This is a genomic window from Gordonia sp. 852002-10350_SCH5691597 (assembly GCF_001665715.1).
GTDB lineage: Bacteria > Actinomycetota > Actinomycetes > Mycobacteriales > Mycobacteriaceae > Gordonia > Gordonia sputi.
The window spans coordinates 1-26906 of sequence record NZ_LZMO01000143.1 but is presented as its reverse complement, the minus strand read 5'-3'; the positions used below and the strand labels follow the sequence as shown (position 1 = coordinate 26906).

Sequence of the window (26906 nt, the reverse complement as noted above, 5' to 3'; positions counted from 1 at the left end):
CAGCCCTCCATGGGAGACGGGGTCGTGGTTTCGACCAGCTCAACCAGCGGTCACAGCTCGACGAGCGCTCACAGCTCAACCAGCAGTCTCAGCTCGACCAGCGGTCACAGCTCGTCAGCGGAGCTGGGTCACCAGCTCGACTTCTGCACGCCCGGGAGTTCGCCGGCGTGTGCCATCTCGCGCAGGCACACACGGCACAGGCCGAACTTGCGGAACACCGAGTGCGGACGACCGCAGCGGTTGCACCGGGTGTAGGCCCGCACGGCGAACTTGGGCTTCTTGTTGGCCTTGTTGACCAGAGCCTTCTTTGCCATCAGTTGTCCTTCACGGAGTTGTCTTTGAACGGGAAGCCCAGCTGGCGCAGCAGCGCGCGGCCTTCCTCGTCGGTGGTGGCCGAGGTGACGACGGTGATGTCCATACCGCGCGGCCGGTCGATGTTGTCGATGTTGATCTCGTGGAACATCGACTGCTCGTTCAGGCCGAAGGTGTAGTTACCGTTGCCGTCGAACTGGCGGTCCGAGAGTCCGCGGAAGTCGCGGATACGGGGAAGCGCGATGGACACGAGGCGGTCCAGGAACTCCCACATACGGTCGCCACGAAGCGTGACGCGTGCGCCGATCGGCATGCCCTCGCGCAGCTTGAACTGTGCGATCGACTTGCGTGCGCGACGGATTTCCGGCTTCTGGCCGGTGATCAGTGCGAGGTCGGTGACCGCGCCGTTGATCAGCTTCGAGTCGCGAGCGGCGTCGCCGACGCCCATGTTCACGACGACCTTGACGACGCCCGGGATCTGCATCACGTTGGCGTAGTCGAACTCGGTGTTCAGCGCATCCTTGATCTCGGCGCGGTAGCGCTGCTTGAGACGCGGCTGGGTCTTTTCGGTGGTGGTCATATCAGATGTCCTTCCCGGTCTTGCGGGAAATCCGGACCTTCTTGCCGGTCTCCTCGTCGACGCGGTAGCCGACGCGGGTGGGATTGCCCTCGGAGTCGACGACCATCACGTTCGACACGTGGATCTTCGCTTCCTGGGTCACGATGCCGCCCGACGCCGCGCCACGCTCGTTGGCCGACGCAGCGGTGTGCTTCTTGATGCGATTGACGCCCTCGACCAGAACACGCTCTTCCTTCGGGAAGGCCTGAATGACCTTGCCCTTGGCGCCCTTGTCCTTGCCCGAGACGACGATCACGGTGTCACCCTTGTGCACCTTCATGTCAGATCACCTCCGGTGCCAGCGACACGATCTTCATGAACTTCTTCTCACGCAGCTCTCGGCCGACCGGGCCGAAGATGCGGGTACCGCGGGGGTCGCTCTCACCCTTGAGGATGACGGCGGCGTTCTCGTCGAAACGGATGTAACTTCCGTCCTGACGACGGCGCTCCTTGGTGGTGCGCACGATGACAGCCTTGACGACCTCTCCCCGCTTGACGTTGCCGCCGGGGATGGCGTCCTTGACAGTGGCGACGATGACGTCACCAATGCCTGCGTAGCGCCGAGACGAGCCGCCCAGCACGCGGATGCACAAGATTTCCTTGGCTCCGGTGTTGTCGGCGACCCGCAGGCGAGATTCCTGCTGAATCACTCGTTAGTCTCCTTGACCTGGATGTCGTCGACGCGGCGGATCCACCGAGGTGGGCCACCGCATCTGTACGCCGGATTTCCGACCCGACGCACACGGTCTGTTACCACCGGACACACGCCTGCCTGGGGTTTTGTTCCGATCTTGCGATCGCAACGCACCACCGGGTGGGTTCGCGAGCCGATTCGCGACGCGTGGCGCGCCGCAGGCAACCCCACAAGTGTAGGCGAACGCGCAGGTCCGGGCCAAATCGCTGCCGATAGGCATGCCCACGACGACCCCTTCGCCATTCTCCACAGCCGTCCGCGCTTTCGATTTTTCTCCAATCCACACCCATCTGCGGCGCTGTCACGCGAAGCACGGTCAGATCCACCGGGCACAGGGCCACCACCACCGACCGATCGCCGCGCTCGACCGCGACGGTCACCTCATGAGGAGGCACAGTGAGCACCGAGGTGAGCACGACTCATTTCACAAGCGGACATGTCACAGGCGGGCAGCCCATGTCTGCCGACGCGCAGAGCCGACCGCTCCCTCTGACCGCGGCGCAGCGCGGCATCTTCTTCGCGCAGCAACTCGACCCCGACACCCCGATGTCGGTCGCGGCCTTCGCCGAGTTCTTCGACGAGGTCGACGCCGAGGTGATGGACCGAGCGGTGCAACTGACCGCACACGAGACCGAATCGGGGCTCCTACGCGTCGTCGACGACGAGGACGGCGAACCACGCATCGTCGTCGATCGTGATAGGGACATCAGGCTCGGGCTCGTCGACTTCTCCGACGACGACGATCCGCGTGCGCGGGCTCTCGAATGGATCGACGATCACCGGTCACGCAACGTCGACGTCTACACCGATCCGCTCCTCGACACGTATCTGCTGCGGCTGGGTCCGACGCACTCGCTCTGGTACTGCTGGGGCCACCACATCGCGTTCGACGGGTATGCGGCGATGTTCATGATGGTCCGGGTCGCTGCCCACTACACCGCGATCACCGAGGGTCACGCCGCGCCCGCGTCGACCAGCGCGACAATGGCGCAGATTGCCGAGATCGACCGCGAGTACCACGCCTCTGACGCTTTCGCCCACGCGCGCGACCACTGGCAGCAGCGCCTGCGCCCCGGTGGAGTCGACGCTCCCGAACCGACCTCCCTGTCGCCGGCGAGCGCACCGGCTGCGCCGGTTGCCGTCGTCGAGAGCACCGAACTCGACGCCGACCTCGTCGCGCACATCCGTTCGCGCGCTGCCGATCACGGGGTGCGGGCCGCGTCGGTGATCACCGCGGCGGTCGCTCTCTACCTGGCACGCCTCAACGATCGCGACGACGCCCTGTTGAGCCTTCCGGTGGCGTGCCGCGACACCGATCTGCTGCGCACCTCTGCCGGCCTCACGTCGAACGTCTTACCCGTCGGCATCGAATTCGACGCCGCGACGACCGTCGCCGACGCGCTGCGGAGCATGAACTCCGACATCAAAAATGCTGTGCGACATCAGCGTTTCCGCCACGAAGAGATCACCTCCGACATCCTCGACGACTCCGACGGTAGGCGCGGGTTCTTCGGTCCGATGGTCAACGTCATGCTCTTCTTCGAGCACATCGACTTCGGTTCGCTGCGTGGCGAACTGAATGTGCTGTCGACCGGTCCCGTCGAGGACGCGTCCATCAACGTCTACGACGGCTTCACCGGCGGCATGCGACTCGACCTCGAGGCGAACCCGAACGTCTACACCACAGACGACATCTCGGTGCACCACAACCGAATCGTCGACTTCCTCCGACGATTCGTCGACGCCCCCACCGATACGCCCGTCGTCGACATCTCTGCCGCGACGGCGTCGGAGTTGTCGGCCATCGACGACGTCGCACACGGCCGCAGCGTGGCCGCAACGGACTCGACTCTCATCTCGCTGCTCGACGCCGCGCTCGAGCAGGGCACCGACACGATTACCGCGCTGATCGAACCCGGCGTCGAAACCCTGGACACCGCGACGTTCACCGCACGCGCACGCAGCGCGGCGGCCGGACTTGCCGCGCGTGGGATCGGCCCCGAATCGGTTGTCGGCGTTGCTCTCCCACGAAGTGCCGACCAGGTGATCGCACTGCACGCCGTCATCCGTGCGGGCGCGGCGTTCCTGCCCATCGATCCCGCGGAACCCGCGCAGCGCCTCGCGCACATCCTCGACACCGCCAAGCCCGCGGTGATCGTCGCAGCACCCGGCTGGGCCGGCGCCGACACTCCGGTGGTCACCGTCGACGAGCTGATCGAGCCATCACCGTCGACAGTGCAGTTCCACGCACCCCGCCCCGACAATCCGGCCTACGTGCTGTTCACCTCCGGCTCGACAGGCAAGCCCAAGGGCGTCGTGATCGACCACCGCGCCATCGTGAACCGTCTGCGGTGGATGCAGGATCGCTACCAACTCACTTCCGACGACCGGGTGCTGCAGAAGACGCCGGCGACCTTCGACGTCTCGGTGTGGGAGTTCTTTTGGCCGTTCATCGCGGGCGCCACACTCGTCGTCGCGCGGCCCGACGGCCATCGCGATCCGTGGTATCTGCGCGATGTGATCGCCGAAGAGTCCATCACGACACTTCATTTCGTGCCGTCGATGCTGTCTGCATTCGCCGACGCGCTCGCCCTCGACGAGTCGTCAAACCCGGATGCCCTGACTTCGCTGCGACGCATCTTCACCAGCGGCGAGGCGCTCACACCCGCGACGGTTGGTGCGATCGGCGAGCTCACCACCGCGCCGGTGCACAATCTCTACGGTCCGACCGAAGCCGCCGTCGACGTGACCTATCACGACGAATGCCGCAGCGACGCGGGCGATATCCCGATCGGCCGACCCGTCGACAACACGTCGACCCACGTGCTCGACCATCACCTGATGCCGCAAGCCGTCGGCGCGATCGGTGAGCTCTACCTCGGCGGCATTCAACTCGCCCGCGGTTACGCGAGCCGTCCCGACCTGACAGCGACGCGGTTCGTGTCGGATCCGCGTCAGCCCGGCGCGCGTCTGTACCGCACCGGCGACCTGGTACGCCGACGCGCCGACGGCGAGATCGAGTACCTCGGTCGCGCCGACTCACAGATCAAGATCCGCGGCCAGCGCGTCGAGTTGGGAGAGATCGAATCGGCCCTGGCGGCGTTGTCCGGCGTCCGCAGCGCGGCCGTCATCACGTTCGACGACGCGGCCACAGGTAGCATCGAACTGGCGGGCTACGTCGCGGGCGCGGATGACCTGGACTCCCGCGACGTCCGCGCAGAGCTCACCGAACACCTTCTCCCCCATATGGTCCCATCGACCATCACGGTTCTTGCGGATCTTCCGACGACAAGCAACGGCAAGCTCGATCGCTCCGCGCTCCCGGCACCGACACACACGTCGTCGCAGAGCGAACGAATCGAGCCGGTGACAGCACTCGACGTCGCCGTCGTCGAGACGGTTACCGCGGTGCTCGGTCTGACGACTCGGGTGTCGTCGTCCGACAACCTCTTCGATCTCGGCGGTAACTCGCTGTCGGCAACCAGGGTGAGCGCACGCCTCGCACGCCGAACCGGACACCGGCTGCCGCTACGCACCGTGTTCGACGCCCCGGACCTCGCCGCCTTCAGCGCCGCACTGCGCGCAGCGGGAGTCGACGACGAACTCCATACCAGCGAGTCCGTCGATGCGATCGCAGCGTCTACCGATGGGCGCGTCGCACTGTCGCCCGCGCAGCAGCGACTCTGGTTGACCGCCCGCCTCGACCCGGATTCTGCTGTCGCCTACCACATTCCGTTCAGTGTCCATCTTGTCGGAGCTATCGACGTCAGCGCTCTGCGTGCCGCCGTGAACGACGTCGTCGCGCGGCACGAGCCGCTGCGCAGCACGGTGTCGGAGCACGACGGACACGCATTCCTCGACATCCACGCCCCCGACGACGCCGCGATAGACATGCCTCTCGACGAGGTCGCCGAGGTCAGCGAGATACAGCAACGCGCCACCGACCTCGCCTCACAGCCGTTCGACCTCACGCGCGACTTCCCCATCCGCACACGACTCCTGCGCACGTCGTCCGACGATCACACGCTGGTCGTCGTCATTCACCATCTCGCAGCGGACGGGTGGTCGCTCGCGCCGTTCGCGGCCGACCTTGCCACCGCCTACCGTGCACGCGTCGACGCGCATACACCCGACTGGGCGCCGCTACCCGTCGAGTACTCGACGGTTGCCGCAGCCCACCGTGCCGCGTTGACCACCACCGACGGCACAGACCTCGACTTCTGGCGCAGTCGTCTCGCCGGCGCTCCCGCCGAAACCGAACTGCCACTTGATCGTCCGCGCTCCGATCGCCCAGGTGTTGCCGGCAGCGTCGTGACGATCACCGTGCCGCGCGAGCGTCACCGGGCGTTGACGACACTGGCCGCCGACAACGACGCGACCCTCTTCATGGTCGTCCACGCCGCGGTCGCCACGCTGCTGCGCGGCTTCGCCCGCGCCGACGAGATCGTCGTCGGCACACCGGTATCCGGACGCGGCGATGCCGACCTCGACGCGCTGGTCGGAATGTTCGTCAATACCCTTGCACTGCCGACGGGCGTCGACAAAAATGCCTCGTTCCTCGCTGTGCTCGGCAAGATCCGCGACGCCGACCTCGACGCCTTCGACCACGCCGACATACCGTTCGATCACCTCGTGACCGAACTGAATCCGCAGCGGTCGGCCCAGGTGCATCCGTTCTTCCAGGTCTCACTCGCGGTGGACAACCGCGACGACATCACCATCGACCTACCCGGCGTGAGCGCAACGGCCTCGCCGATCGACATCGCGTCGACCAAGTTCGACCTCTCGTTCACCTTCGTCGAACACACCGACGAGCACGGGCAACCGTCCGGAATCGACGTCGAGATCGGCTACGCCACCGACCTCTTCGACGCCCCCACCGTGAGCGGTATCGGTTCGCGACTGAGCAGAATCATCACCACGGTGACCGACGACGCGACACTCGCGGTCGGCGACATCGCCGTCCTCGACCCGAGCGAGCGGCTTGGACTGGTCCCGGCCGTCGGCGTGGGAACCCGCCCCGTCGAACACTTCTCGTCGATCCTCGCGGCAGCGGTTCGCTCGGAGCCCGACCGGATCGCCGTGACCGACGGCGACACCTCACTCAGCTACCGCGAACTCGACTCCGCCGCCGAGACTCTCGCGCAGTGCCTCCGTGACAACGGAGTCGGGCCAGAGGACTTCGTCGCAATTGCGCTACCCAGGAGCGCGCAGTGGGTACGCGCGGTCTGGGCGGTCACCCGATGCGGAGCCGCATGGGTGCCGATCGATCCCGCCTATCCGCACGCACGTATCGAGTTCATGCTGACCGATTCCCGTGCGCGTCTGCTGCTGACCGACGTCGACTCGCACCCGAAAGAAGTCCCGAGTGATCGCAGGAGTGAACAATGCGTCGACAACACCTGATCTGGCTGACCCTTGGGCTCATGCTGGCCGCGTTCCTCGGGGCGACAGCACCCGCACAGGCGGCGCCGACGTCGAGCATCGTCAGTTCCACCGACGATTCACCCCAGCAGGTGACGCTGATGGTGCACTCGGCGTCGATGGATCGAATCGTCCCGGTCACGGTGTTGACCCCGAAGAACCGCACCCGTGCGGCACCGACGCTGTACCTGCTCAACGGTGCAGGCGGTGGCGAGGATTCGGCCACCTGGGATGCCCGCACCGACTACAAGAAGTTCTTCGCCGACAAGAACGTGTATGTCGTGACCCCGATCGGCGGTGCGTTCTCGTACTACACCGATTGGCAACGCGACGACCCGGTCCTCGGCCGCAACAAGTGGCAGACGTTCCTCACCAAAGATCTGCCACCACTGATCGGCAAGCGCTTCCCGACCACGGGAAAGGTTGCTGCAGCGGGCATCTCGATGGCCGGGACCACGGTGTTCAACCTCGCGCTCGCTGCCCCCGGTCTGTACCGCTCGATTGCCGCGTTCAGCGGCTGCGCGCGCACCAGCGACCCGGTCGGGCAGCAATACATCCGCTTCGTCGTCGAGAACCGCGGCGGAGGCAACATGGTCAATATGTGGGGACCGCTGAACGGACCCGGCTGGCGGGCCAACGATCCCTATCTCAACGCGGCGAAGCTACGCGGCACCAGGGTCTATATGACCGCGGGCACCGGGCTTCCCGGCAAGCACGAACGCCTGTCGGATCCGTCGATCGACGGCGACGGGCTGGTACTGGCGAACCAGGCTCTGCTCGGCGGCGCGATCGAGTTCGGCATCGATCAGTGCACACGCCAGATGGCGACGCGCCTCGCTCAGCTCGGCATTCCCGCCAAGGTCAATCTGCGTCCCGCCGGAAGCCACTCATGGGGCTACTGGCAGGACGACCTGCACCAGACCTGGCCGTCTCTCGCCCGCGACATCGGGGCGTGAGACCTCACCAACGGTCGAGGCTGGTGTAGCCATCCTGCAGAGCGCGAGCCAGCAGGTGCGTCTTCGTCGGGGCGGGGCGACCCGCGGCCGTGTACTTCGTGCGGATGCGCGCGAGGTGGGTGCTCACGGTCGAGGCTGAAATGAACAGCGTCGCCGCGGCGTCCTCTTTTGATTCCGCACGCAGCCAGGTCAACAACACCTCGACCTCGCGGCGCGACAGCATCGGCCGACGTGCCACGGCGGCGTCGTGGCCGTGGCGGTAGTCGTCCATCCGGGCGATCTCGGCGGACGCGAATGAATGCGACGCCGCGCCGCGATCTGCGACAACAGGGGACACAGGCACGGGCGATGGCGCTCCGAGGGCGCCCCCGGTCTCTGTTACTACGGTCACCGATACGTCCTTACATCATGTCGTTACGACAGCGATCCCCAACACTCAGCAAATAGTAAGGATTAGGTCTGACATGTCGGTAGTCCCCTAAATGGGGCCTTTGTTGCATTCGCAAGAATCGGCGCCGGAAAGCCGCACGCTAAATGTGTGTCTTATCGAAAGATGTGGGTGCTGCAGCAGCCACATCTTTCGATAAGACACACGTTCAGACCGGGAGAGCAGACGGTATGCCAAACTAGAACACGTTCTTGTTTGTCCGTCGCGGCACGCTCGGGCGCTCGCTGCAAACAGGCGGCTGCCCGCGTACTTCGCTGCCCGAGAGTCGCTGCCCGGATAGATCGCCGCCCGGATAGATCGCTGTCAGAAAGGGGCCTCATGTCCTCCCCGTCGACCCACACCGTCGCAGGTACCACGCTCACGATGCCCGTCGAGGTCAGAGATGCGCGGTGCATGGCTGCGGGATTCTCCGCCGACGCCGACGCGATGGCGAGAACCATAGCGGCGTCGGGCGCCTCTCCGCTTCGTCCGCTGCGGATACGCCCGGGCCGCGGCATGGTCATGCTCGTGTTCGTCGACTATGTCGACGGAGATCTAGGCCCGTACAACGAGTTCGGGGTGTGCCTGCTCGTCGAGAATCCGGCTGCGCCCGCGTCTCCGCTCAGCGCGCTCGGCTCTGTGGTGCGCGGCGATGCGCACGCGCTGATCCATCGCCTCCCCGTCGACGGTGAGTTCACCCGACAGGCCGGACGCGGGATCTGGGGCTTTCCCAAGTTTCTCGCCGATTTCGACGTCGACCACGATGGCTCGCGTAAGCGCGGCAGTGTTTCGGAGGACGGACGCCTCATCGCTTCCCTCGAGACCGCACCGGGCCTGCCGGTCCCCGCGGCTCCGGGCGACGCGGAACTCACCGCCTACTCATGCCTCGACGGAAAGCTGCGCTCCATACCGTGGCGACTCGGATCGCTGAGCGGCGTCCGGGCCCGGATCGGCGGCGCGACCCTCACGCTCGGCGGACACCCGATCGCGGACGAACTACGCGGCCTGAAGTTGGCCCGGCACGCCGCCATGACCATGTCGGTGGGACACCTGGCCATGACGTTCGACGACGCGACCGATCTCTGAGATTCGGCCTGCCGGCAGCTCACCGATCGCACCGCGCACGCGTCGTCGACCCGACTGTTCCTAGACTGGCGTCATCAGTCCCAGAAGCCGAAAAAGCACAGTAGCCGAAAAGCACAGAAGCCGAAAGGCGTGACGCCATGAGCAACCTCGAAGCACATCCGGCCGAAATCGACTGTCAGACCGAGGTCGAGAACGCCGACCCCGATCACGACGGATCGCTGCGGGTCGAGGTACTCACCGCGCGCGACGTACCGCTCGGCGGCCCGCGTGCCATGACCGTGCACCGCACCCTGCCGCAGCGGGAGCGGTCGCTGATCGGAGCGTGGTGTTTCGCCGACCATTACGGACCCGACGACGTCTCAGCCACCGGCGGCATGGATGTGCCTCCGCATCCGCACATCGGATTGCAAACGGTCAGTTGGCTTTTCACCGGTGAGATCGAGCATCGGGACACTATGGGCAATCATGCGATGGTGCGTCCGGGCGAACTGAACCTGATGACCTCGGGCCACGGCATCGCCCACACCGAGGTCTCTACTCCCGACACCACGGTCCTACACGGCGTGCAGTTGTGGGTCGCACTCCCGGCAGACGCGGCGAACACCGCGCGCGACTTCGCCCATTACGCGCCGCCCGCGATCACCGTCGGCGGCGTGACGGCACTCGTCTTTCTCGGGACGTTGCTCGGCAGCACGTCGCCGGTCGAGACGTTCACGCCGCTACTGGGCGCTGAACTGCGCATCCCGCCGGGAGCCGACGTCACCCTCGACGTCGACCCCGGATTCGAACACGGATTCCTCGTCGACTCGGGTCGCGTGGAGATCGTCGATTCGACGACGGGCCCGCTCGAGCGCACCGAACTCGGCTACGTCGGAGTCGGTGCCGAAACCGTCGTCCTCGCCAATCGCGGCGACGACGACGCGCGGGTCATCGTGCTCGGGGGCGCGCCGTTCGACGACGACATCATCATGTGGTGGAACTTCGTCGGCCGCACGCACGAGGAGATCGTGGCAGCGCGCGAGGAGTGGATGGCCCACAGTGAACGCTTCGGCCAGGTGCAGGGGTACACCGGCGAGGTGCAGCATCTGCCCGCGCCGACACTTCCTGGCACACGACTGCGCGCCCGGGAGAACACTCCCGGGCGCGCATAGACGGTCAGGCTGTTTCGGTCAGGCTGTTTCGGTCAGTCTCTGTCGCTCAGTGTCCATCGCTCAGTCGCCGGCCAGCAGGCGAGCGAAGTTGGCGATGCCCGCCTCCTCGCCCGCGTGTATCCGCTGCTCGCCGCGATCAGCGTCCGACGCCTGCGACGCAACCGTCCGCCGACCCGTTCCGGTGGGCATGAGCGCCACCAATTGTGTTGCGGCCCGACGGATTCGGTCGGACAGCGTCGCCGTGTCGCCGGAGGTCGACGCCCAGTCCTCCGACGCCGCGTAGACGCCGGTCGGTACGACGACGGTGCGCAGGTAGCCGAACAACGGACGCAGCGCGTGGTCGAGGACCATCGAGTGCCGGGGGCTCCCACCTGTCGCCGCGATGAGTACCGGCTTACCCTCCATCGTGTCGACGTCGACGAGGTCGAAGAACGACTTGAACAGGCCTGAGTACGACGCGTTGAACACCGGGGTCGCGACGATGAGCGCGTCGGCGTCCTGCACGGACCGGATGGCGTCGCCGGCAGCACCGGTCGCGAAACCGGTTGCCAGCTAACGCCCGATGTCGACGGCGAGATCACGCAGATCGATGATCTGCACGTCGACGTCGCCGCCCTGCGATCGCACGAGCGACGCGGCGTCGTCGGTGAGCCGGTCGACGAGCATCCTCGTCGACGACGGTTCACTGAGTCCGGCGTTGACCGCGACGAGCGTTACCGGCTTCATGCGTTCACCTGTGCTTCCTGCTCTGCGAGCTCCTCTGCGTCGCGTGCCGCGACGAGCGAGGCGTGCGTAGGAGCGTCGGGAACGTCGGCCGGGCGCCCTTCCGCGAATCCCTTGCGGAGTTCGGGGAGCACCTCGCCGAGCTCATCGAGCTGCTCGAGGACCGTCTTGAGCGGCAGGCCCGCGTGGTCGACGAGGAACAGCTGACGCTGGTAGTCGCCGAAGGTGTCGCGGAACGAGAGCGTGCGGTCGATGAACTCCTGCGGGCTGCCGACGGTGAGCGGCGTCTCGCGACTGAAGTCCTCCAACGACGGTCCGTGCCCGTACACGGGCGCGTTGTCGAAGTACGGACGGAACTCGTTGACGGCGTCCTGGGAGTTCTTCCTGATGAAGAACTGACCGCCGAGCCCGACGATCGCCTGGTGCGCCTTTCCGTGTCCGTAGTGCTCGTAGCGCTCCCGATAGAAATCGATCAGTCGCTTTGAGTGCTCGGCTGGCCAGAAGATGTGGTTGGCGAAGAAGCCGTCGCCGTAATAGGCGGCCTGTTCGGCGATTTCCGGGCTGCGGATCGACCCGTGCCACACGAACGGCGCGACGTCGTCGAGCGGACGCGGCGTCGAGGTGAACGACTGCAGCGGGGTGCGGAACTTGCCTTCCCAGTCGACGACGTCCTCGGTCCACAACCGGTGCAGCAGGTGGTAGTTCTCGATGGCCAGCGGGATGCCCTGACGGATGTCCTTGCCGAACCACGGGTACACCGGGCCGGTGTTGCCACGACCGAGCATCAGGTCGACGCGGCCATCGGCAAGGTGTTGCAGCATGGCAAAGTCCTCAGCGATCTTGACCGGGTCGTTGGTGGTGATCAGAGTCGTCGCCGTGGAGAGGTGCAGCTTGCTTGTCTGAGCTGCGATGTAGGCGAGCGTCGTCGTCGGTGACGACGAGAAGAACGGTGGATTGTGGTGCTCGCCGATGGCATACACATCGAGGCCGATGTCCTCGGCCTTCTTGGCGATCGCCACCGACGCCTTGATGCGCTCATGTTCTGTCGGCTCGACTCCCGTCGTAGGGTCGGCCGTGATGTCGCTGACGGAAAACAGTCCGAACTGCATGTCATGCCTCCTGGAATGACGGATACGAAACCTTTCACTCGCCATAACCGGACCAGGGTCCGGTTAATTCCCTGTCGACGGTACCGCACGAATCCTCCCGAGGCAGGCCGGACACCGTGGGTTAGTGTGTCCTTACAATCGCGTCGTCAATCAATCGCGGCGTCGAACACTCACGTCGTCAGGAGTAGCAATGAAGCTTCGGAAGTCTCTCGCGGCCGCCATGATCGCGGGCGCCGCCCTTGTCGCGGTCGCGGGCTGTTCGGATTCGGACAGCGCCAGCGACACCGTGGCCAGTGCCACCAGCAAGGTCACCGAGGCGACGAGCCAGGCCGCCGCGGCCATCGCGGGCCTGACCAACTCCGACGCCCAGGACATCCTGCGCAAGGCAGTGGACTCGAACACCTCGTCGGAGGATCTCGAGAAGGTCGTCGACACCAGCAACCCGGTCACCAAGACCGCGATCCAGGCGTACGCCAAGGGCGCGTCTGCAGCGGGTTACGGACCCGATGTGTACACCGTGACCGAGGTCAAGAAGACCGGAGACAACGCTGCTGATGCCAGCGTGGAGGTCAAGAGTCCGCACACGTCCAACCCCGCCAACATCACGCTCTCGTACGTGAAGGTCGACGGCGAGTGGAAGCTGTCCGGCAACGCCGTCACGCAGCTCTCGTCGATGATGGGCCAGCACGGCGGCTGATTCGCCGCCTCAGGCAACACCGATACACCGACACCGCGCCGTTCCGGACTTTCTTCTCCGGGGCGGCGCGGTGTGCGTCGGTAGACTCGTTGCGAGGAGGGCCGATGCGAACCGAACACCACACCGCGCCGATCGAACCGGCGATCACCGATCGTCATGAGCGCTGGCCACAATCGAACGTGCTCGAGTCGATGTCGCTGCCCTCACTACCGGATTCCCCGTCGAGTTCCCATACCCCCGACAGCCACTCCGGGCCGGTCACGACAGCCGGCCGTGGCGACCACGCGCAGCGGCCGCAACGCAATCCGGTGCCCATGGAGGGCCTTCGCGTACGGACACGAGATACATCCCGAGATACTCCGCTACCGGAGGTCGGCGACTACTGGGACCTCTCCCATCGCGAGAACGCGATACTCATGCCGACGGTGATCCCGACGGTGCATCCGGTATCGCTCGTGGGCCAGGTACCTGCGCAACCACGGACGTCTCCATTGACGACGGCGTCGTTGGTGACCGCGTTGGCGGCGTTCCCGCTCATTCCGGTACTGGGCATCGGCGGGGTCGCGGGGCTCATGTCGATCGCGCTCGGTGTCGCAGGTGTTCGACAGATCCATCGACACCCGACCCGTTATCGCGGCAGCGGCCGCGCTGTCACCGGAATCGTCCTCGGAACCATCGCGGCCGTGATCGGCATTCCGATCCTGCTGCTCGTGCTGGTGATCGCCGGCCTGTGAGTGGCGGCCACGCAGCGAGTGGCGCTTCCCCGTGAGTAGGTCTTGCCTGTGGGTAGCGCTTGCCAATGAGGGGTCGTCGGCAGACCGTACGGGTCAGCCGACCGCCCGGAGCGAGCCGCCGGAGAACGGCAGATTGCGACCGAGCCAAGCTAGAACCTGATCGATCATCGCCCCCTGCTTCGCGGGATCGCTGACCTTGGCGAGCGACGGAAGTGAGTGCAGGAGTGCCGCGTAGATCGCCGCCTCCGAGGACATGCCGTTTCGGCTCATCACCGTTTCGTACGACGACACGCTCTCTGCAAGCTCGCCGTACGTCGCCGATTCGCCCCCCAGACGAACAGCCGTCATCCACGGCGTCGCCTCAGCGCGCCGCATCACGTCGTTCCGCAATTCCGTCATCATTCGACCTCGAGCACCCCACGCGTCGACATCTCCGACCTCAGCCATCTCGCCTCCCAGACGATGGCGTCGATCCTTCCGAACAGAATGCACCTGCATTACTTGTTCGGAAGGCGAACCACCGTAATTTGTGACGAACTCCACACGAGTTTCGTTCTTCTGCGAACCAATGTTACTGAAGTGCCAGCGTGTAGTCAGTGTTACTGATGTGACTGGTGTGAAAGCGTTATGCCCGCGTCACCCGCCAGCGACTGAGTTCGTCGATGTCGCTGCCTCTAGGAGGCGTCTGCCGCTCGCGCCGCCTGATCGGCCTCCATCGCGTCGATGAGGCTCTTCGGACGCAGGTCGGTCCAGTTCTGCTCGACATACTCGAGGCACGCGGCCCGGCTGTCCTCTCCGAACACCTTGGTCCACCCGTCGGGGATGTCGGCGAAGGTCGGCCACAGGGAGTGCTGGTTCTCGTGGTTGACCAGGACGAAGAATCGGCCGTTCTCGTCATCGAAGGGATTCGTCATTATCGCTTCCTTTCCTCACCATCGTCTTCGAGGTGTTCGTTGTGTTTTTCGCGCGCATCGTGTTCTCCATGCGCATCGTGTTCGTCGTGCGCGCTGTCCGCCAGTCGCACTGCGAGGACCGGCCCGATGACAGCGAGTGCATCCGCATTCGCCAGGCCGAGGTGGTCGGCGTCGACGTCTACATTGACAACGTCACCGGCGACGTGTGGTTCCCACGACCGCGCGACCGCGGAAGGGTCTTCCTTGTCGCGCGTCGCCGTGAACACCAGCAGCGAGCCGTCGAACGGGTCGGGACGGAAACGCTCCACCAACTGCTCACCACCCGCGAAACTGTCCATCACCCACTGCACCTGCTCATCGCGCAGCAGCCCGAGCGATGCGATCTTGTCCCGCACGATTGCCGCGACCTCCTCGGCAGAGCTCGCCTCAACATCTTCCCCGAGATCGAACAGGTCGCGCCAGCCCCCCAGGAAATCGCCGACGAACTCGCCGCCGAGGCGCACGCGGTCGGCTGCCGCGGGCTCGACGTCCTGAGCGACGGGCACCGGCGCCGAGTCCATCACGCCGAGGAAGGCGACCTCCTCGCCGGATTCGCGCAGCGCCGTGGCCATCGCATATGCGACATATCCACCGAGCGACCATCCGAGCAGGTGGTACGGCCCTTCCGGCTGCACGCGTCGGATCTCCGCGAGGTACCTCTGTGCCATCTCCTCCACCGACGAGGCGAAGGGTTCTCCGGACACGGCGTGCGGGTCCTGCAGGCCGTAGATCGGCCGATCGTCCAGGTAGGGCACGAACCCGCCGTAGAACCATGCGAGTCCGCCCGCAGGGTGCACACAGAACAGCGGCGACTTCGAGCCGCGCGCGAGTTCGATGAGGACCTCACCCGCCGGCGCGGTAGTGCCTTCGACCCGGGCCGCGATACCGCGCGGCGTCGGATCGTTGAACAGCCAGCCGAGTTCGAGATGATCGCCGTGCTCGCGTCGCAGGAGACCGAGAGCACGGGTCGCCGACAATGAATCGCCGCCGAGATCGAAGAAGCTGTCGGTCGCACCGACGTTCTCGACGCCGAGGATCTCGCCGAACACCCCAGCCACCGATTCCTCGATAGGCCCGACCAGCTCGACATGAATTCCGCTCGAGCGCTGCGGTTCGGGTAGCGCCCGCTTGTCGAGCTTGCCGACGGCCGTCAGCGGAAAAGCGTCGAGCACGGTGATGCTCGCAGGCACCATGTGAGCGGGCAACTGTTGCGACAGGAAGTGCCGCAGCGTCGTCGACGCCGATTCCGCGGAATCGATCGAGGCGTCAGCAGGGGCAGGCGACTCGGCAAGACCGGAGGAATCGTTGAGCACGACGTAACCGGCGAGCGCAGTCGCCACCGCTCCCCCGACCCCGACGACGACAGCCGACTCGACCGCCGGATGAGCCGCCAGGGCCGCCTCGATCTCACCGAGTTCGATGCGTAGACCGCGAAGCTTGACCTGGTCGTCGCTGCGGCCCGCATACTCGAGCGCGAGTTCGCCGGTGTCGTCGCGCTGCCAGCGGACGACGTCACCGGTGCGGTACATGCGTTCGCCCGGGCTGCCGTTCGGGTGCGCGACGAACCGCTCCGACGTCAGGCCCGGCCGATCGAGATATCCGCGGGAGAGCGGCAGTCCGGTGACGTAGAGTTCACCGGCGACTCCCTCGGGCACGGGATGCAGACGGGCGTCGAGAACCTCGAGGCCGGCGCCGTCGATGGGACCGCCGAGCAGGACTCGGGCACCCGGCCGCGTCGGCCGCGCGAACGTCACGCTGATCGTCGTCTCGGTCGGACCATAGATGTTGTGCAGACTGACGTGGTCCGACCAGCCGTCGACAATCGACGGCGGGACGGCTTCTCCACCCACGGCGACCCCCGCGAGATCCGGCAGTGCGGCCGGATCGATGGTCGACAGCACTGTCGGAGTCAGGAACGTATGGGTCACCGCGCTCTCGCGCATGAACTGCTCCAGAGTCTCGCCCCCGACCGCGTCCACGGGGCGGTACGCGATCTCGCCGCCGAATGTCGCGGCGAGGAGGTACTCCAGCACCGAGGCGTCGAAGCTCGGTGACGCGAAGCCGAGCACGACCGGCTTCTCCACCTGCGGGAAGCGGGACGACTCCACTGCGGCGTAGTTGGCGAGACCGGAGTGCGTGACGCTCACGCCCTTCGGCCTTCCGGTCGATCCCGAGGTGTAGATCACGTAGGCCGTGTTCTCCGGTCGCACCGGACGCAGTAGCTCGTTCGCGGCGAGCGGCGAGGTCTCCTGTGACGAGATCTCACGCGAAACGGCCTCGTCGTCGAGGTCGACCCAGTCGGGTCCCGGCCGCGTCGGTAGCGAGCGCGAACGGGTCAGGCCCAGCACGGCGCCGGAATCCTCGACCATCGATGCGACTCGTTCCGCCGGATAGTCCGGATCGATCGGCACGTATCCCGCGCCGGTCTTGGCGACCGCCCAGATCGTGGTGAGCAGTTGAGTCGAGCGTCCGATTGCCACACCGACGAGCGACTCGGCCCCGATCCCCCGTGCGATCAGCCACCGCGCGAGGCGAGTGGACTCGACGTCGAGTTCGGCGTAGGTCATCGTCGAACCGGCCGCGTCGCGGACCGCTGTACGCGGTCCGTACGCCGCTACCGCTTCGGCGAAGAGGTCGGCGAGCAGCCGCGGTCGCGTCCCTTCGCCACCGTCGACCGGTGTGAACATGTCCCGTTGTTCGTCGGTGACCAGGGTGATGTCGGCGGTGAGACGGCTCGGGTTTGCGGCCATCTCCTTCAGGATCTCGACCAGCGCGCTGCTGAACACCTCCACCTGGTGGTCGTCGAACGCCGCAGGCAGGTACTTGAGCGTGAGCGAGATCTGCCCACCCGGGAGCGGAGCCGTAGCCATGTTGAGCGGGTAGTGGGTCGCGTCGGCGCCGTCGAAATCGAGGATCTGCAGTCCCCCGGTCTGCCCGGGGTCGGCAGTCGCCAGCGAGTCACCGTCGACCGGGTAGGACTCGTGCACCGTGAGGGTGTCGAACAGCAGCGGGACGTCTGCGAGCGCCATCAGTTCCGTCAGCCCGATGTGCTGGTGGTCGAGCACGGTCACCTTCGCCTGCTGCAGACGCGCGAGCACGTCCGCCACGGGTGCGTCCGGATCGACGTCGACTACCGCCGGCACGGTGTTGATGAACAAGCCGACCATCGACGCCACGCCTTCGAGATCGGCGGGACGGCCCGAGGTGGTCTCACCGAATGCGACGACCCGGCTCCCGGTCAGCCGCGACAACAACACGGCCCACGCGAGTTGCAGCACCGTGGCCACTGTTGCTCCCTGCGACCTGGCAAGGCGCTCGATTCCGGCGACGATCTGCTCGTCGAGCACCGCGGAGTGATCGCGCGGGAGCAGCTCACGAGCCCCGGACACACCGGGAGCCACGAGCGTCGGACCGTCGAGCGGCGCAAGTACCTCTCGCCACGCAACCCGAGCGGCGTCGGGATCGGCGAGCGCGATGCGGCGCGCATGATCGCCGAAGTCTCCGCCACCGGGTTGTGTCCCGGTGTAGGTCGACCCGGTCGCATACAGCGCGAGCAGGTCGGCGAGGACGAGCGGACCCGACCATCCGTCAATCAGGATGTGGTGATTGGTGACGATCAGGTGCGCGTCCTCGCCGTGGCGGACGAGCGTGAAGCGCATCAGCGGAGCGGACTCGAGATCGAATCCGCGACGTCGCTCCACGTCGGCGTACTGCTCCACCGCCGACATGTCATCGGCCGACTTGTCATCACCGGCCGACGACGCCGGTACCTCGACGACCTCCCACGGCACGGAGACCTCCTCCGGGATCACCGTGACCACAGCGCCGCTCCCGCAACGCACGAACGCCGAGCGCAGCGCCCTGTGGTGATCGAACAGCGCTGCTGTCGCACGACGAAGCCGCTCGACGTCGATGTCCCCGCCGAGGTGGAGGATTCCCTGCACCACGTAGACATCCACCGCGTCGTCGCCCGCGAGCTCTGATTGGACGTGCAGACCCCGCTGGAGCGGCGTCATCGGCCAGACGTCGGCCGAACCGAAACGGTGCGCGAGCTCGTCGAGGTCGTCCTGGGTCACGCCGGTACCGGGCACGTCCGAGGGCGACAGACCCGGCCCGCCCGGCTGTCGTGCCGCCGCGGTGACCGCGGCGAGTTCAGCCGCCCAGCGATCACCGAGGTCCTCGATGTCCGACCGGGTGAATGCGCCACTCGGGAACAGCAGGTCGGCCGACAGTTCGCGGCCGCTGCCGGTCGTCGCGGTGCCGACGTTGACGGACAGCGTGTTCATTGCAACCATGCGCCCCGACACCGAAGCAGGCAACGCGGGTGCCGCCGGATCGGCGGTGAACGGCAACACCGCAGCGTCGTCGCTGCCCCGGGCGCCGGCTCCGAGATAGTTGAACGCGATGCCGGGCAACGCGGTCTGCGCCAACCGTGCGTCACCGTTGCGCGAGAGATTGTTGCGCAGGAGCCCGAATCCGAGACCGTGCTCGGGCTGACCGAGACGTTCCTCCTTGGCAGCCTTTACGGCATGGGTGATGTCGTCGCCCGGGTCGACCGCGATCGGTGCGATCGACGTGAACCATCCGACGGTGCGAGACAGGTCCGCGGTGCTCGGCGTCGAGCCGTGGCCGAGTACGTCCTCATAGCGTCCGTGGCCTTCGACCAGGATCGACACCGGAGCATCGTCGACGATTCCGCGCACACGCTGCCACGACCTGATCGCGCGCGCCAACGCGCCGAGCAGAGCGTCGTTGACATGGCCACCGAACTGCTCGGGGACGCTGGTGAGCAACGCCTCGGTGTCCGCGGCGCCGACGGCGACGGTCACGGTGGAGAGCGTGGCAAATCGATCACGGTCACGCTCGACGGTGACGCCGAGATCGGTGGGCTCGCGGTCGACTCGCGCGAGCCAGTAGTCGACCTCGCCCAGGTGATCGGCGGTGCGTTCGGCCAGCGCGGAGTGCCACGCCCGTGCCGAGGTGACCTCGGGACGCAACGTCGCGTCGCCACCGGCTTCCGACGCCGCCCACGCCGTGATCAGATCCTCGATGAGGATCGGCCACGAGACGGCGTCCACGCCGAGGTGATGTATCGCGAGTACCACCCGCGCACCGTCGGACCCGGCCACATGTGCGGCGGACACCAGTACCCCGTCGGCCGGTGACAACTCGCGCAGTGCACGAGCGTGAGCCGCCTGCACGGCCGCGGCGAACTCCGGGCTGTCGACGGCCACATCGACACGCTCGCCGACGACGCTCGGTGTGGCGTCGGAGCCGGCGGTGGCCACCCACTCGTCGTCGACGCACCGCAGCGTCGACGACAGCATCGGGTGTGCCGAGACCACCGTGGCGAGAAGTCGCCGCAGCCGCTCGGTGTCGAGACCTTCCGGCGCGATCAGCGTCATCGACTGCGAGAAGTCGGCGAAATCGTCTGGCTCGTCGGACAATTCGATCATCCACGCGGCAACCGGTGAGACCGGCACGGCACCCGTCGGCCCGTCCGGCAACTCGGCGAGCATCGGAAGTCGACCTGAGTCGGCCACCGCGGCCACCGCCAGAGCGCGCACCGACTTGTGCTCGAAGATGTCGCGCGGCGAGATCGGAAGGCCCGCTGCACGTGCGGCTGACGAGAGCGTGATGGCGAGGATCGAGTCGCCGCCGAGCGCGAAAAAGGAGTCGGTCATGCCAACCGTCTCGACGCCGAGCACACCGGCGACGAGTCGGGCGAGGGTCTCCTCGGCGGGCGTCGCGGGCACGACGTCGTCGCCGCCGACACTGTCGATCACGGGCTGGGGCAGTGCTTGTCGATCGAGTTTGCCGTTCGCGGTCAGCGGCAGACGCTCGATCGGTGTGATGATTCCGGGAACCATGTAGGTCGGCACCGCGCGCGCAACCGAGTCGCGGACCTCCTCCACGTCGATCGTGTCGATCCGGTCTGCGACCACATAGCCGACGAGTTGCTCCCCACGTCCGGGGATGTCGACTACCGTTGCCGCGGCCGCGTTGATGCCGGGGGCAGCGGCCAACGCGGCCTCGACCTCGCCGTACTCAATGCGGAAACCACGCAACTGCACCTGCGCATCACCGCGCCCGAGGTACTCGATGTCGTCGCCGACCCGGCGGGCGAGGTCGCCGGTGCGGTACATGCGTTCGCCGCCCGGATCGAAGGGGTCGGCGACGAACCGCGTGGCGGTGAGCTCCTGCCGCCCCCGGTAACCCCGCGCCAATTGGCCACCCGTGACATAGATTTCGCCGACGACGCCCGGCGGGACCGGATGCAGTCGCGAGTCGAGGATGTGAATGCCCAACGAGCTCAACGGCCGACCGATCAGCGAGCTGTCGCCGTCGAGGACCGACGCTCGGTCCATGGGCCGAATGCTGACGTGCACCGTGGTCTCGGTGATGCCGTACATGTTGACCAGTTGAGCTGTGTCCGAGGGGTTTTCGGTGAACCAGCGGTCGACCTGATCGAATGCGAGCGCCTCGCCACCGAACACGATGTAGCGCACCGCGAGATCGGGTCCGACGCGCCGTCGAGCATCGATGAGTTGGTAGAAGGCCGACGGCGTCTGACTCAGCACCGTCACCCCCTCGCGGCCGAGGAGTTCGACGAAGGCGTCCGGATCGCGTGCGACGTAGCGGTCGACAATGACCAGACGCGCACCCGACGCGAACGGGCCCCACAGCTCCCACACCGAGAAGTCGAATGCATAGGAGTGGAACATGGTCCAGACGTCGGTCGGGACGAACTCGAAGTCGGTCGCGGTGGTGTCGATCAGGGTCAGCACGTCGCGATGAGTGATCTGCACGCCCTTGGGCTTGCCGGTGGAGCCGGACGTGTAGATCACGTACGCGCCGGAGTCGGGTCTGATGATCGGCGTCGGTGCGGGCAGACCTGTCCCCTCGCCCACCAGGTCATCGACATCGATGGCCGCCACCGCGCCGGGCAACGCCGCGAAGAGCTCGTGACCAACGGTCGCGGCGTCGGTGATGATCAGGTCGATGGCGGCGTCGGCGACGATGTAGGTCAGGCGTTGCACCGGGTTCGTCGTATCCAGCGGGAGATAGCCCGCACCCGCCTTGAGTACACCCAGAATGGCGACGGCGAGATCGACGGTGCGTGCCGTCGCGACACCGACGAGATCTCCCGCGACGACGCCGCGCTCGACCAGTGCCGCGGCGACCGCCGTCGACCTGGCGTCGAGTTCGCCGTAGTCGAGCGACTGTCCACCCGCGGTGACCGCGGGCCGCTCATGGTGTGCGCGTACGGATTCGGCGAACAGGTCGACGAGACTCAGGTCTGCGCGCGGCGTGTGCGTCACCGGCGCGGGAAGCGCGGCGAGCGCAGCCTTCTCCTCATCCGACAGCAGCACGACGTCGCCGACGGGCAGGCTCGGATCGGCGGTGCAGTCGTCGAGCATCCGAACGAACCGGTCGGCGATCGTGTCAACCGTCGAGGCGTCGAAAAGATCTGTGGCATAGACGATCTGCGCCATCCACGGCTCGCCGTCCGGAGCGTCGGCGATACCGAAGGTGAGGTCGACCTTGGCCGGGGTGTGCTGCGGCGCAATGGGCGAGATCTGCACTCCGGCAACATGTGTGGCGTTCACTTCTGACGCGAACTCCGGCAGCACCAACTGATGGAAGGTGAGCAGCACCTGGGTGAGGGGCGCGAACGCCTCCGATCGCACCGGGTCGAGACGATCGATCACCGCTTCGAACGGCACGTCGGCGTGCGCGAACGCATCGAGGTCGGTGATCCGAACCGACTCGAGCAGATCGGCGAACGAGTCGCCGGGGTCCACGTCGCTGCGGAGCACGAGCGTGTTGACGAACATGCCGACCAGCGCGTCGAGATCACGTTGTCCGCGACCGGCGATCGGGGTGCCCACCGTGACATCGGTCGTGGCGGCCAGTCGGGACAGGAGCGCAGCGAGGGTCGCATGTACGACCATGAACGGCGTCACAGCGTGCTCGCGTGCCACCGCCGATACACGGCCTGCGATGGCGGCCGGTATCGCGAACCCGACCTGCGCGCCCCGCTCGGACGCGACGAGGGGTCGCGGGCGGTCGGTCGGCAGTTCCAGCACATCCGGTACGCCTGCCAGCGCGTCCTCCCAATAGGACAGTTGACGCGCGACCACCGATGTCGGGTCGTCGGGCCGCCCGAGGACCTCGTGCTGCCAGATCGCCACATCGGCGAACTGCACCGGCATCGGCGCGAAGTGCGGTACCGCACCGGTCGCGCGCGCCGCGTACGCCGCCATCATGTCGCTGACCAACGGGCCCATCGATTCGCCGTCGGCGGCGATGTGATGAGCCACCAGCGCGAACACGTACTCGTCCTGCGCGGACTGCCAGACACGGCACCGCAACGGCTCCTCGACACTGACGTCGAAGCCGTCGGTCACCGCGGCCTCGAGCTTCGCCGCGGAGTCGACGACGCCCCAATCGAGCCGATCAGACACGGTGTCGACGGCACCGACCATCTGCACGGGAACACCGTCGACCGCGGGGAACACCGTCCGTAGCACCTCGTGTCGCTCGACGACGTCGACGACGGCTGCCCGTAGCGCGGCCACGTCGACGTCGCCACTGAGCCGAAGCAGCACCGGGACGTTGTAGGTACTCAACGTGGGATCGAACTGGTTGATGACCCACATCCTGGCCTGCGCGAACGACAGCGGGATGCTTGCCGGGCGGGGAACGACCGGCACGACCGGGGCGAGGCCCGGTTCCCGTTGCGCGGCAAGCGCGGCGAGACCGCGCACGGTTGGCTGCTCGAACACGTCGCGCACGGTGATGTCGGCGTCGAAGAGTTCGGAGATCCGCGCAGCAACGCGAGTGGCCGACAACGAGTTGCCGCCGAGGTCGAAGTAGCTCTCCGTGACGCCGATGGTCTCGCTACCGAGCACCTCGGCGTAGACGGCGGCGACACGCTCCTCCGCGTCGGTCGCCGGCGCGACGCTGCTGTGCTGCTGTGCCTCTTCGGCAGGCGCAGGCAGCGCGGCGACGTCGATCTTGCCTCCGGGCGTGTGCGGTAGTGCATCGAGCACGGTCAGACTCGCGGGAACCATGTGCGACGGAAGCCGCGTGGCGATGTGGTCGCGGATGGCCGCGACATCGACGTCAGGTGATGCCACCGCGTACGCTGCCAACGCGCTCGCGACAGCTCCCCCGACACCGATGACCACCGCGGCGTCGACGTCGGGGTGGGAGGTGAGTGCCGCCTCGATCTCACCGAGTTCGATCCTCAGCCCGCGCAACTTGACCTGTGTGTCGATGCGGCCGGCGTACTCCAATTCGCCTGTGGCGGTGACCCTGACGAGATCACCCGTCGCATACAGACGCGCGCCCGGTGTCGAGCTGAACGGATTCGCGACGAAGGCCTTCGCGGTCAGTCCGGGACGTCCGAGGTAACCGCGCGCGAGCGAGTCGTCGGCGCTGAGATACAGCGCCCCCGTCACGCCCTGCGGCACGCGGTGCAGTCGCGAATCGAGAACATACGCGGCGAACCCGCGAATCGGGCGTCCGATGGTCACCGGCAGCCCTCGCTCGACCACGGCCGCGGTTGCCCACACCGTCATCTCCGAAGGCCCGTAGAGGTTGAGCGTCCGGAGATCGGGATGAGCCGACGCCCACCTGTCGATGAGTTCGGGTGGGCACGCCTCGCCCGCCGATGCGAGATTCCTCAGGCTCGCACCGAAATGCGGGTCGACGGTGGCGAGCACCGTCGGAGTGATGATCGCGTCGGTGACACCGCCGCGCTCGAGGACACGGCCGAGTGCGTCCGACGCGTACTCATCGGCGCTTGCGATCACCAGTGTGTGGCCGAGGCCGATGCCCCAGAGCATTTCGAGTACAGAGGCGTCAAAGCTCGGCGATGCGACGTGCAGCACCCGGACGTCGGATGCCGTTGCCGAGGTCCCGGAGATCTCCGCGAGTGCGTCGACGAGATTGGCGATGCCGCGCTGGGCGACGCCGACCGCCTTGGGGCGACCGGTCGACCCGGAGGTGTAGATGAGGTATGCGAGATCGTCGAGTCTCACCGGCGCACGGCGCTCGTCGTTCGTGACGGGATCGTCTGCGACCCCGGGTGCGATCAGGGCGTCGATATCCATCCAGGTGCACGGCGACTCTCCGAAGCCGGGAATCGTATCGCGATCGCTGATCCCACGGGTTGCACCGCAATCGGCCAGCATGAAGGCGATGCGGTCCTCAGGATACGACGGCGCGATGGGCACGTACGCTGCCCCGGTTCGGAGCACACCGAAGACGGCGACAACTGAGTTGATCGAGCGGTTCATGCCGACGGCGATCACGTCGCCGGGTCCGACACCCGCGGCTATCAGCCTGCGGGCCACTCGATTGACCGCCTTCTCGAATTCGTCGTAGGTGAACTGCTGGTCATCACAGATCAGCGCGGGACGGTCCATATCGATGACGCGGTCGTCGAGGATGTCGACGAGTACACGCGGCGTCGAGACACCGCCATCGGCGGCAACACCATTGGTGCCCAACGAGTTCCGACTCCGCACCCCGAGTGACATCACCGTGTCGTCATCGACCGCGAAGTCGATGTCACCGACGGCGATCCGGGGGTTTGCCACCATCGCTTCCAGCACCGTCAGCCAGCGATCGGCGAAACCGCGCACCGTCGATTCGTCGAATAGTGCACTGGCATAGATGAATTCGGCAGTCATGGGAGAGTCGGCACGTCGGTCTGCCACGCCGACCGTGAGGTCGAACTTGGCTGTTGGCGCAGCGATGTCCAGCGGTTCGGCGACGAGTCCCGCCGCTTCTATCTCGGCCCGCGGATCGACGTCGCCCGACACATGGGTGAAGGCGATCTGCACGAGCGGCTCGAATGCGGTGGAACGCGCGGGCGACAACTCGTCGATGAGATCTTCGAAGTTCACGTCGGCATGCGCAAAAGCATCGATATCGGTGGTGCGCACCGACGCGAGGAAATCCTCGACGGTCAGCCCCGGATCGACCTCGGTGCGTAGCACCAACGTGTTGACGAACATCCCGACGAGATCGGCGAGGGCGGAGTCGGTGCGGCCCGTGATCGGGGTTCCGATGACGACGTCGTCGGTGGCGGCCTCGCGCGACACCATGATCGCCAGCGCCGCATGGAGGACCATGAAGCCGGTGATCTCGTGTTCCCGGGCGAAGGCCTCGATACGGGTTGCCAACGCGTCGTCGACGGTCAGCGAGACCACACCTGCGTCGCTGTCGCGCACCGATGGCCGCTGCCGATCACGCGGCAGGTCTGTGACGATCGGGAGTGCCGCGAGTTTCGTTCGCCAGTAGTCCATCTGGCTACCGATCGGGCTCGACGGATCGTGCACGCTGCCGAGGGCAGCCTGCTGCCAGAGCGCATAGTCGGCGTACTGCACGGACAGCGGGGCCTGCGCGGGCACGGCCTCGCTGGTGCGGTGAAGGTAGGCGGCGAGAAGATCGCCGACGAGTACCGGAACCGATCCCCCGTCGAACGCGATGTGATGCACCGTGAGTGCCAGTTCGTGCTCACCGTCGGAGACCCGCAGTACCCGACCCCGGATCGGGAGTTCACGCGTGACATCGAATCCCGTTGTGGCAGAAGCGATCAGCTCATCACGATGAGAGGCGATACCCCAATCCACCTCGTCGCGTGCCTGCGCGGCGACGACGATGTGCTGCACGGGGCCGTCACCGGCATCCGGGTAGATCGTACGCAGCACCTCGTGACGTTCCATGACGTCGCCGACTGCCGCCAAGAGAGCGTCGAGGTCGAGACTTCCCTTGAGGCGCAACACAAGTGGAATGTTGTAAGACGCCGACGTCGGGTCGAATCGGTTGATGAACCACATGCGCGACTGCGCCGCGGACAGGGGTACCCGCGCCGGTCGTGCCACCGCTGTCACGCGGGGCAGCACCTGGTCGCGACCTTCGATCGCTGCGGCGAGTTCTTCGACGGTGGGCGCATCAAACACATCACGCACCGACACCGACACCCCGAACACATCAGCCACCCCA

Annotated in this window: 14 protein-coding genes and 2 pseudogenes; 6 read left to right on the top strand and 10 right to left on the bottom strand. The window is 66.4% G+C overall.

Translation table 11 applies throughout. The features are described from left to right. Positions 1-128 precede the first annotated feature (128 nt). From A5777_RS11045 to rplN, 4 genes are read right to left on the bottom strand one after another with little or no spacing between them, the layout of a single operon-like run. Positions 129-314 carry a type Z 30S ribosomal protein S14 gene (locus A5777_RS11045; RefSeq protein ID WP_005170384.1) on the bottom strand — a complete coding sequence of 62 codons (186 nt, stop codon included), beginning with the start codon at positions 312-314 and terminating at the stop codon, positions 129-131. Next, entirely contained in the window at positions 314-892 is a 579-nt protein-coding gene (gene rplE / locus A5777_RS11040) for a 50S ribosomal protein L5 (RefSeq protein ID WP_005208408.1), read from the bottom strand. Before rplE ends, A5777_RS11045 begins: the two co-directional genes overlap by 1 nt. Before the next feature lies 1 nt (position 893). Next, a complete protein-coding gene (rplX, locus tag A5777_RS11035; protein WP_005208409.1) occupies positions 894-1211 on the bottom strand; it encodes a 50S ribosomal protein L24 in 318 nt (105 codons plus the stop codon). A 1-nt stretch (position 1212) separates the two neighbouring features. Further along, positions 1213-1581 (bottom strand): 50S ribosomal protein L14, encoded by a 369-nt coding sequence (gene rplN, locus A5777_RS11030; RefSeq protein ID WP_005208410.1) that lies wholly within the window; start codon positions 1579-1581, stop codon positions 1213-1215. Positions 1582-2021: 440 nt separating this feature from the next. Between rplN and A5777_RS11025 the strand changes: the two are divergent. Together A5777_RS11025 and A5777_RS11020 are read left to right on the top strand one after the other, a co-directional pair. Continuing rightward, positions 2022-6998, top strand: a pseudogene (locus A5777_RS11025) (amino acid adenylation domain-containing protein); the annotation flags it as partial. Positions 6999-7012: 14 nt separating this feature from the next. Continuing rightward, a complete protein-coding gene (locus tag A5777_RS11020; protein ID WP_064862698.1) occupies positions 7013-8005 on the top strand; it encodes an alpha/beta hydrolase in 993 nt (330 codons plus the stop codon). Positions 8006-8009: 4 nt separating this feature from the next. On the opposite strand, the gene A5777_RS11015 is transcribed toward A5777_RS11020, so the two are convergent. Then, the gene (locus tag A5777_RS11015; protein WP_064862697.1) at positions 8010-8342 is read right to left on the bottom strand and encodes a LuxR C-terminal-related transcriptional regulator; all 333 of its coding nucleotides are present in this window, start codon (positions 8340-8342) and stop codon (positions 8010-8012) included. 429 nt (positions 8343-8771) lie between these two features. Here A5777_RS11015 and A5777_RS11010 point away from each other — a divergent pair, with 429 nt between their 5' ends. After that, a complete protein-coding gene (locus tag A5777_RS11010) occupies positions 8772-9518 on the top strand; it encodes an acetoacetate decarboxylase family protein (RefSeq protein ID WP_064862696.1) in 747 nt (248 codons plus the stop codon). A gap of 137 nt (positions 9519-9655) precedes the next feature. Continuing rightward, on the top strand, positions 9656-10669 hold the full coding sequence (locus A5777_RS11005; protein ID WP_064862695.1) for a pirin family protein: 1014 nt from the start codon (positions 9656-9658) through the stop codon (positions 10667-10669). 60 nt (positions 10670-10729) lie between these two features. On the opposite strand, the pseudogene A5777_RS11000 reads toward A5777_RS11005, so the two are convergent. Together A5777_RS11000 and A5777_RS10995 are read right to left on the bottom strand one after the other, a co-directional pair. Next, a pseudogene (locus tag A5777_RS11000) lies at positions 10730-11395 on the bottom strand (FMN reductase). After that, complete coding sequence (locus tag A5777_RS10995; RefSeq protein ID WP_064862694.1) at positions 11392-12501, bottom strand: LLM class flavin-dependent oxidoreductase; 1110 nt, start codon at positions 12499-12501, stop codon at positions 11392-11394. Before A5777_RS10995 ends, A5777_RS11000 begins: the two are co-directional and overlap by 4 nt. Positions 12502-12691: 190 nt before the next feature. Here A5777_RS10995 and A5777_RS10990 point away from each other — a divergent pair, with 190 nt between their 5' ends. Both A5777_RS10990 and A5777_RS10985 read left to right on the top strand, forming a co-directional pair. After that, positions 12692-13198 carry a hypothetical protein gene (locus tag A5777_RS10990; RefSeq protein ID WP_064862693.1) on the top strand — a complete coding sequence of 169 codons (507 nt, stop codon included), beginning with the start codon at positions 12692-12694 and terminating at the stop codon, positions 13196-13198. A gap of 104 nt (positions 13199-13302) precedes the next feature. Beyond that, positions 13303-13932 (top strand): DUF4190 domain-containing protein, encoded by a 630-nt coding sequence (locus A5777_RS10985; protein WP_064862692.1) that lies wholly within the window; start codon positions 13303-13305, stop codon positions 13930-13932. Between the two features lie 93 nt (positions 13933-14025). On the opposite strand, the gene A5777_RS10980 is transcribed toward A5777_RS10985, so the two are convergent. The 3 genes from A5777_RS10980 to A5777_RS10970 form a co-directional block, all read right to left on the bottom strand. Beyond that, the gene (locus A5777_RS10980) at positions 14026-14379 is read right to left on the bottom strand and encodes a hypothetical protein (protein ID WP_231895025.1); all 354 of its coding nucleotides are present in this window, start codon (positions 14377-14379) and stop codon (positions 14026-14028) included. Between the two features lie 227 nt (positions 14380-14606). Next, a complete protein-coding gene (locus tag A5777_RS10975) occupies positions 14607-14846 on the bottom strand; it encodes an MbtH family protein (RefSeq protein WP_005208426.1) in 240 nt (79 codons plus the stop codon). Further along, positions 14846-26872 carry an amino acid adenylation domain-containing protein gene (locus A5777_RS10970; protein ID WP_197502352.1) on the bottom strand — a complete coding sequence of 4009 codons (12027 nt, stop codon included), beginning with the start codon at positions 26870-26872 and terminating at the stop codon, positions 14846-14848. The genes A5777_RS10975 and A5777_RS10970 overlap by 1 nt, the downstream gene beginning before the upstream one ends. Positions 26873-26906 lie beyond the last annotated feature (34 nt).

Bases quoted from the DNA above. Each gene is read 5' to 3' on its own strand.
- A5777_RS11045 (WP_005170384.1), bottom strand. From the start codon at position 314: ATGGCAAAGAAGGCTCTGGTCAACAAGGCCAACAAGAAGCCCAAGTTC.
- A5777_RS10980 (WP_231895025.1), bottom strand. From the start codon at position 14,379: ATGGCTGAGGTCGGAGATGTCGACGCGTGGGGTGCTCGAGGTCGAATG.
- A5777_RS10975 (WP_005208426.1), bottom strand. From the start codon at position 14,846: ATGACGAATCCCTTCGATGACGAGAACGGCCGATTCTTCGTCCTGGTC.
- A5777_RS10995 (WP_064862694.1), bottom strand. From the start codon at position 12,501: ATGCAGTTCGGACTGTTTTCCGTCAGCGACATCACGGCCGACCCTACG.
- A5777_RS11020 (WP_064862698.1), top strand. From the start codon at position 7,013: ATGCGTCGACAACACCTGATCTGGCTGACCCTTGGGCTCATGCTGGCC.
- rplX (WP_005208409.1), bottom strand. From the start codon at position 1,211: ATGAAGGTGCACAAGGGTGACACCGTGATCGTCGTCTCGGGCAAGGAC.
- A5777_RS11005 (WP_064862695.1), top strand. From the start codon at position 9,656: ATGAGCAACCTCGAAGCACATCCGGCCGAAATCGACTGTCAGACCGAG.
- rplE (WP_005208408.1), bottom strand. From the start codon at position 892: ATGACCACCACCGAAAAGACCCAGCCGCGTCTCAAGCAGCGCTACCGC.
- A5777_RS10985 (WP_064862692.1), top strand. From the start codon at position 13,303: ATGCGAACCGAACACCACACCGCGCCGATCGAACCGGCGATCACCGAT.
- A5777_RS11010 (WP_064862696.1), top strand. From the start codon at position 8,772: ATGTCCTCCCCGTCGACCCACACCGTCGCAGGTACCACGCTCACGATG.
- A5777_RS10990 (WP_064862693.1), top strand. From the start codon at position 12,692: ATGAAGCTTCGGAAGTCTCTCGCGGCCGCCATGATCGCGGGCGCCGCC.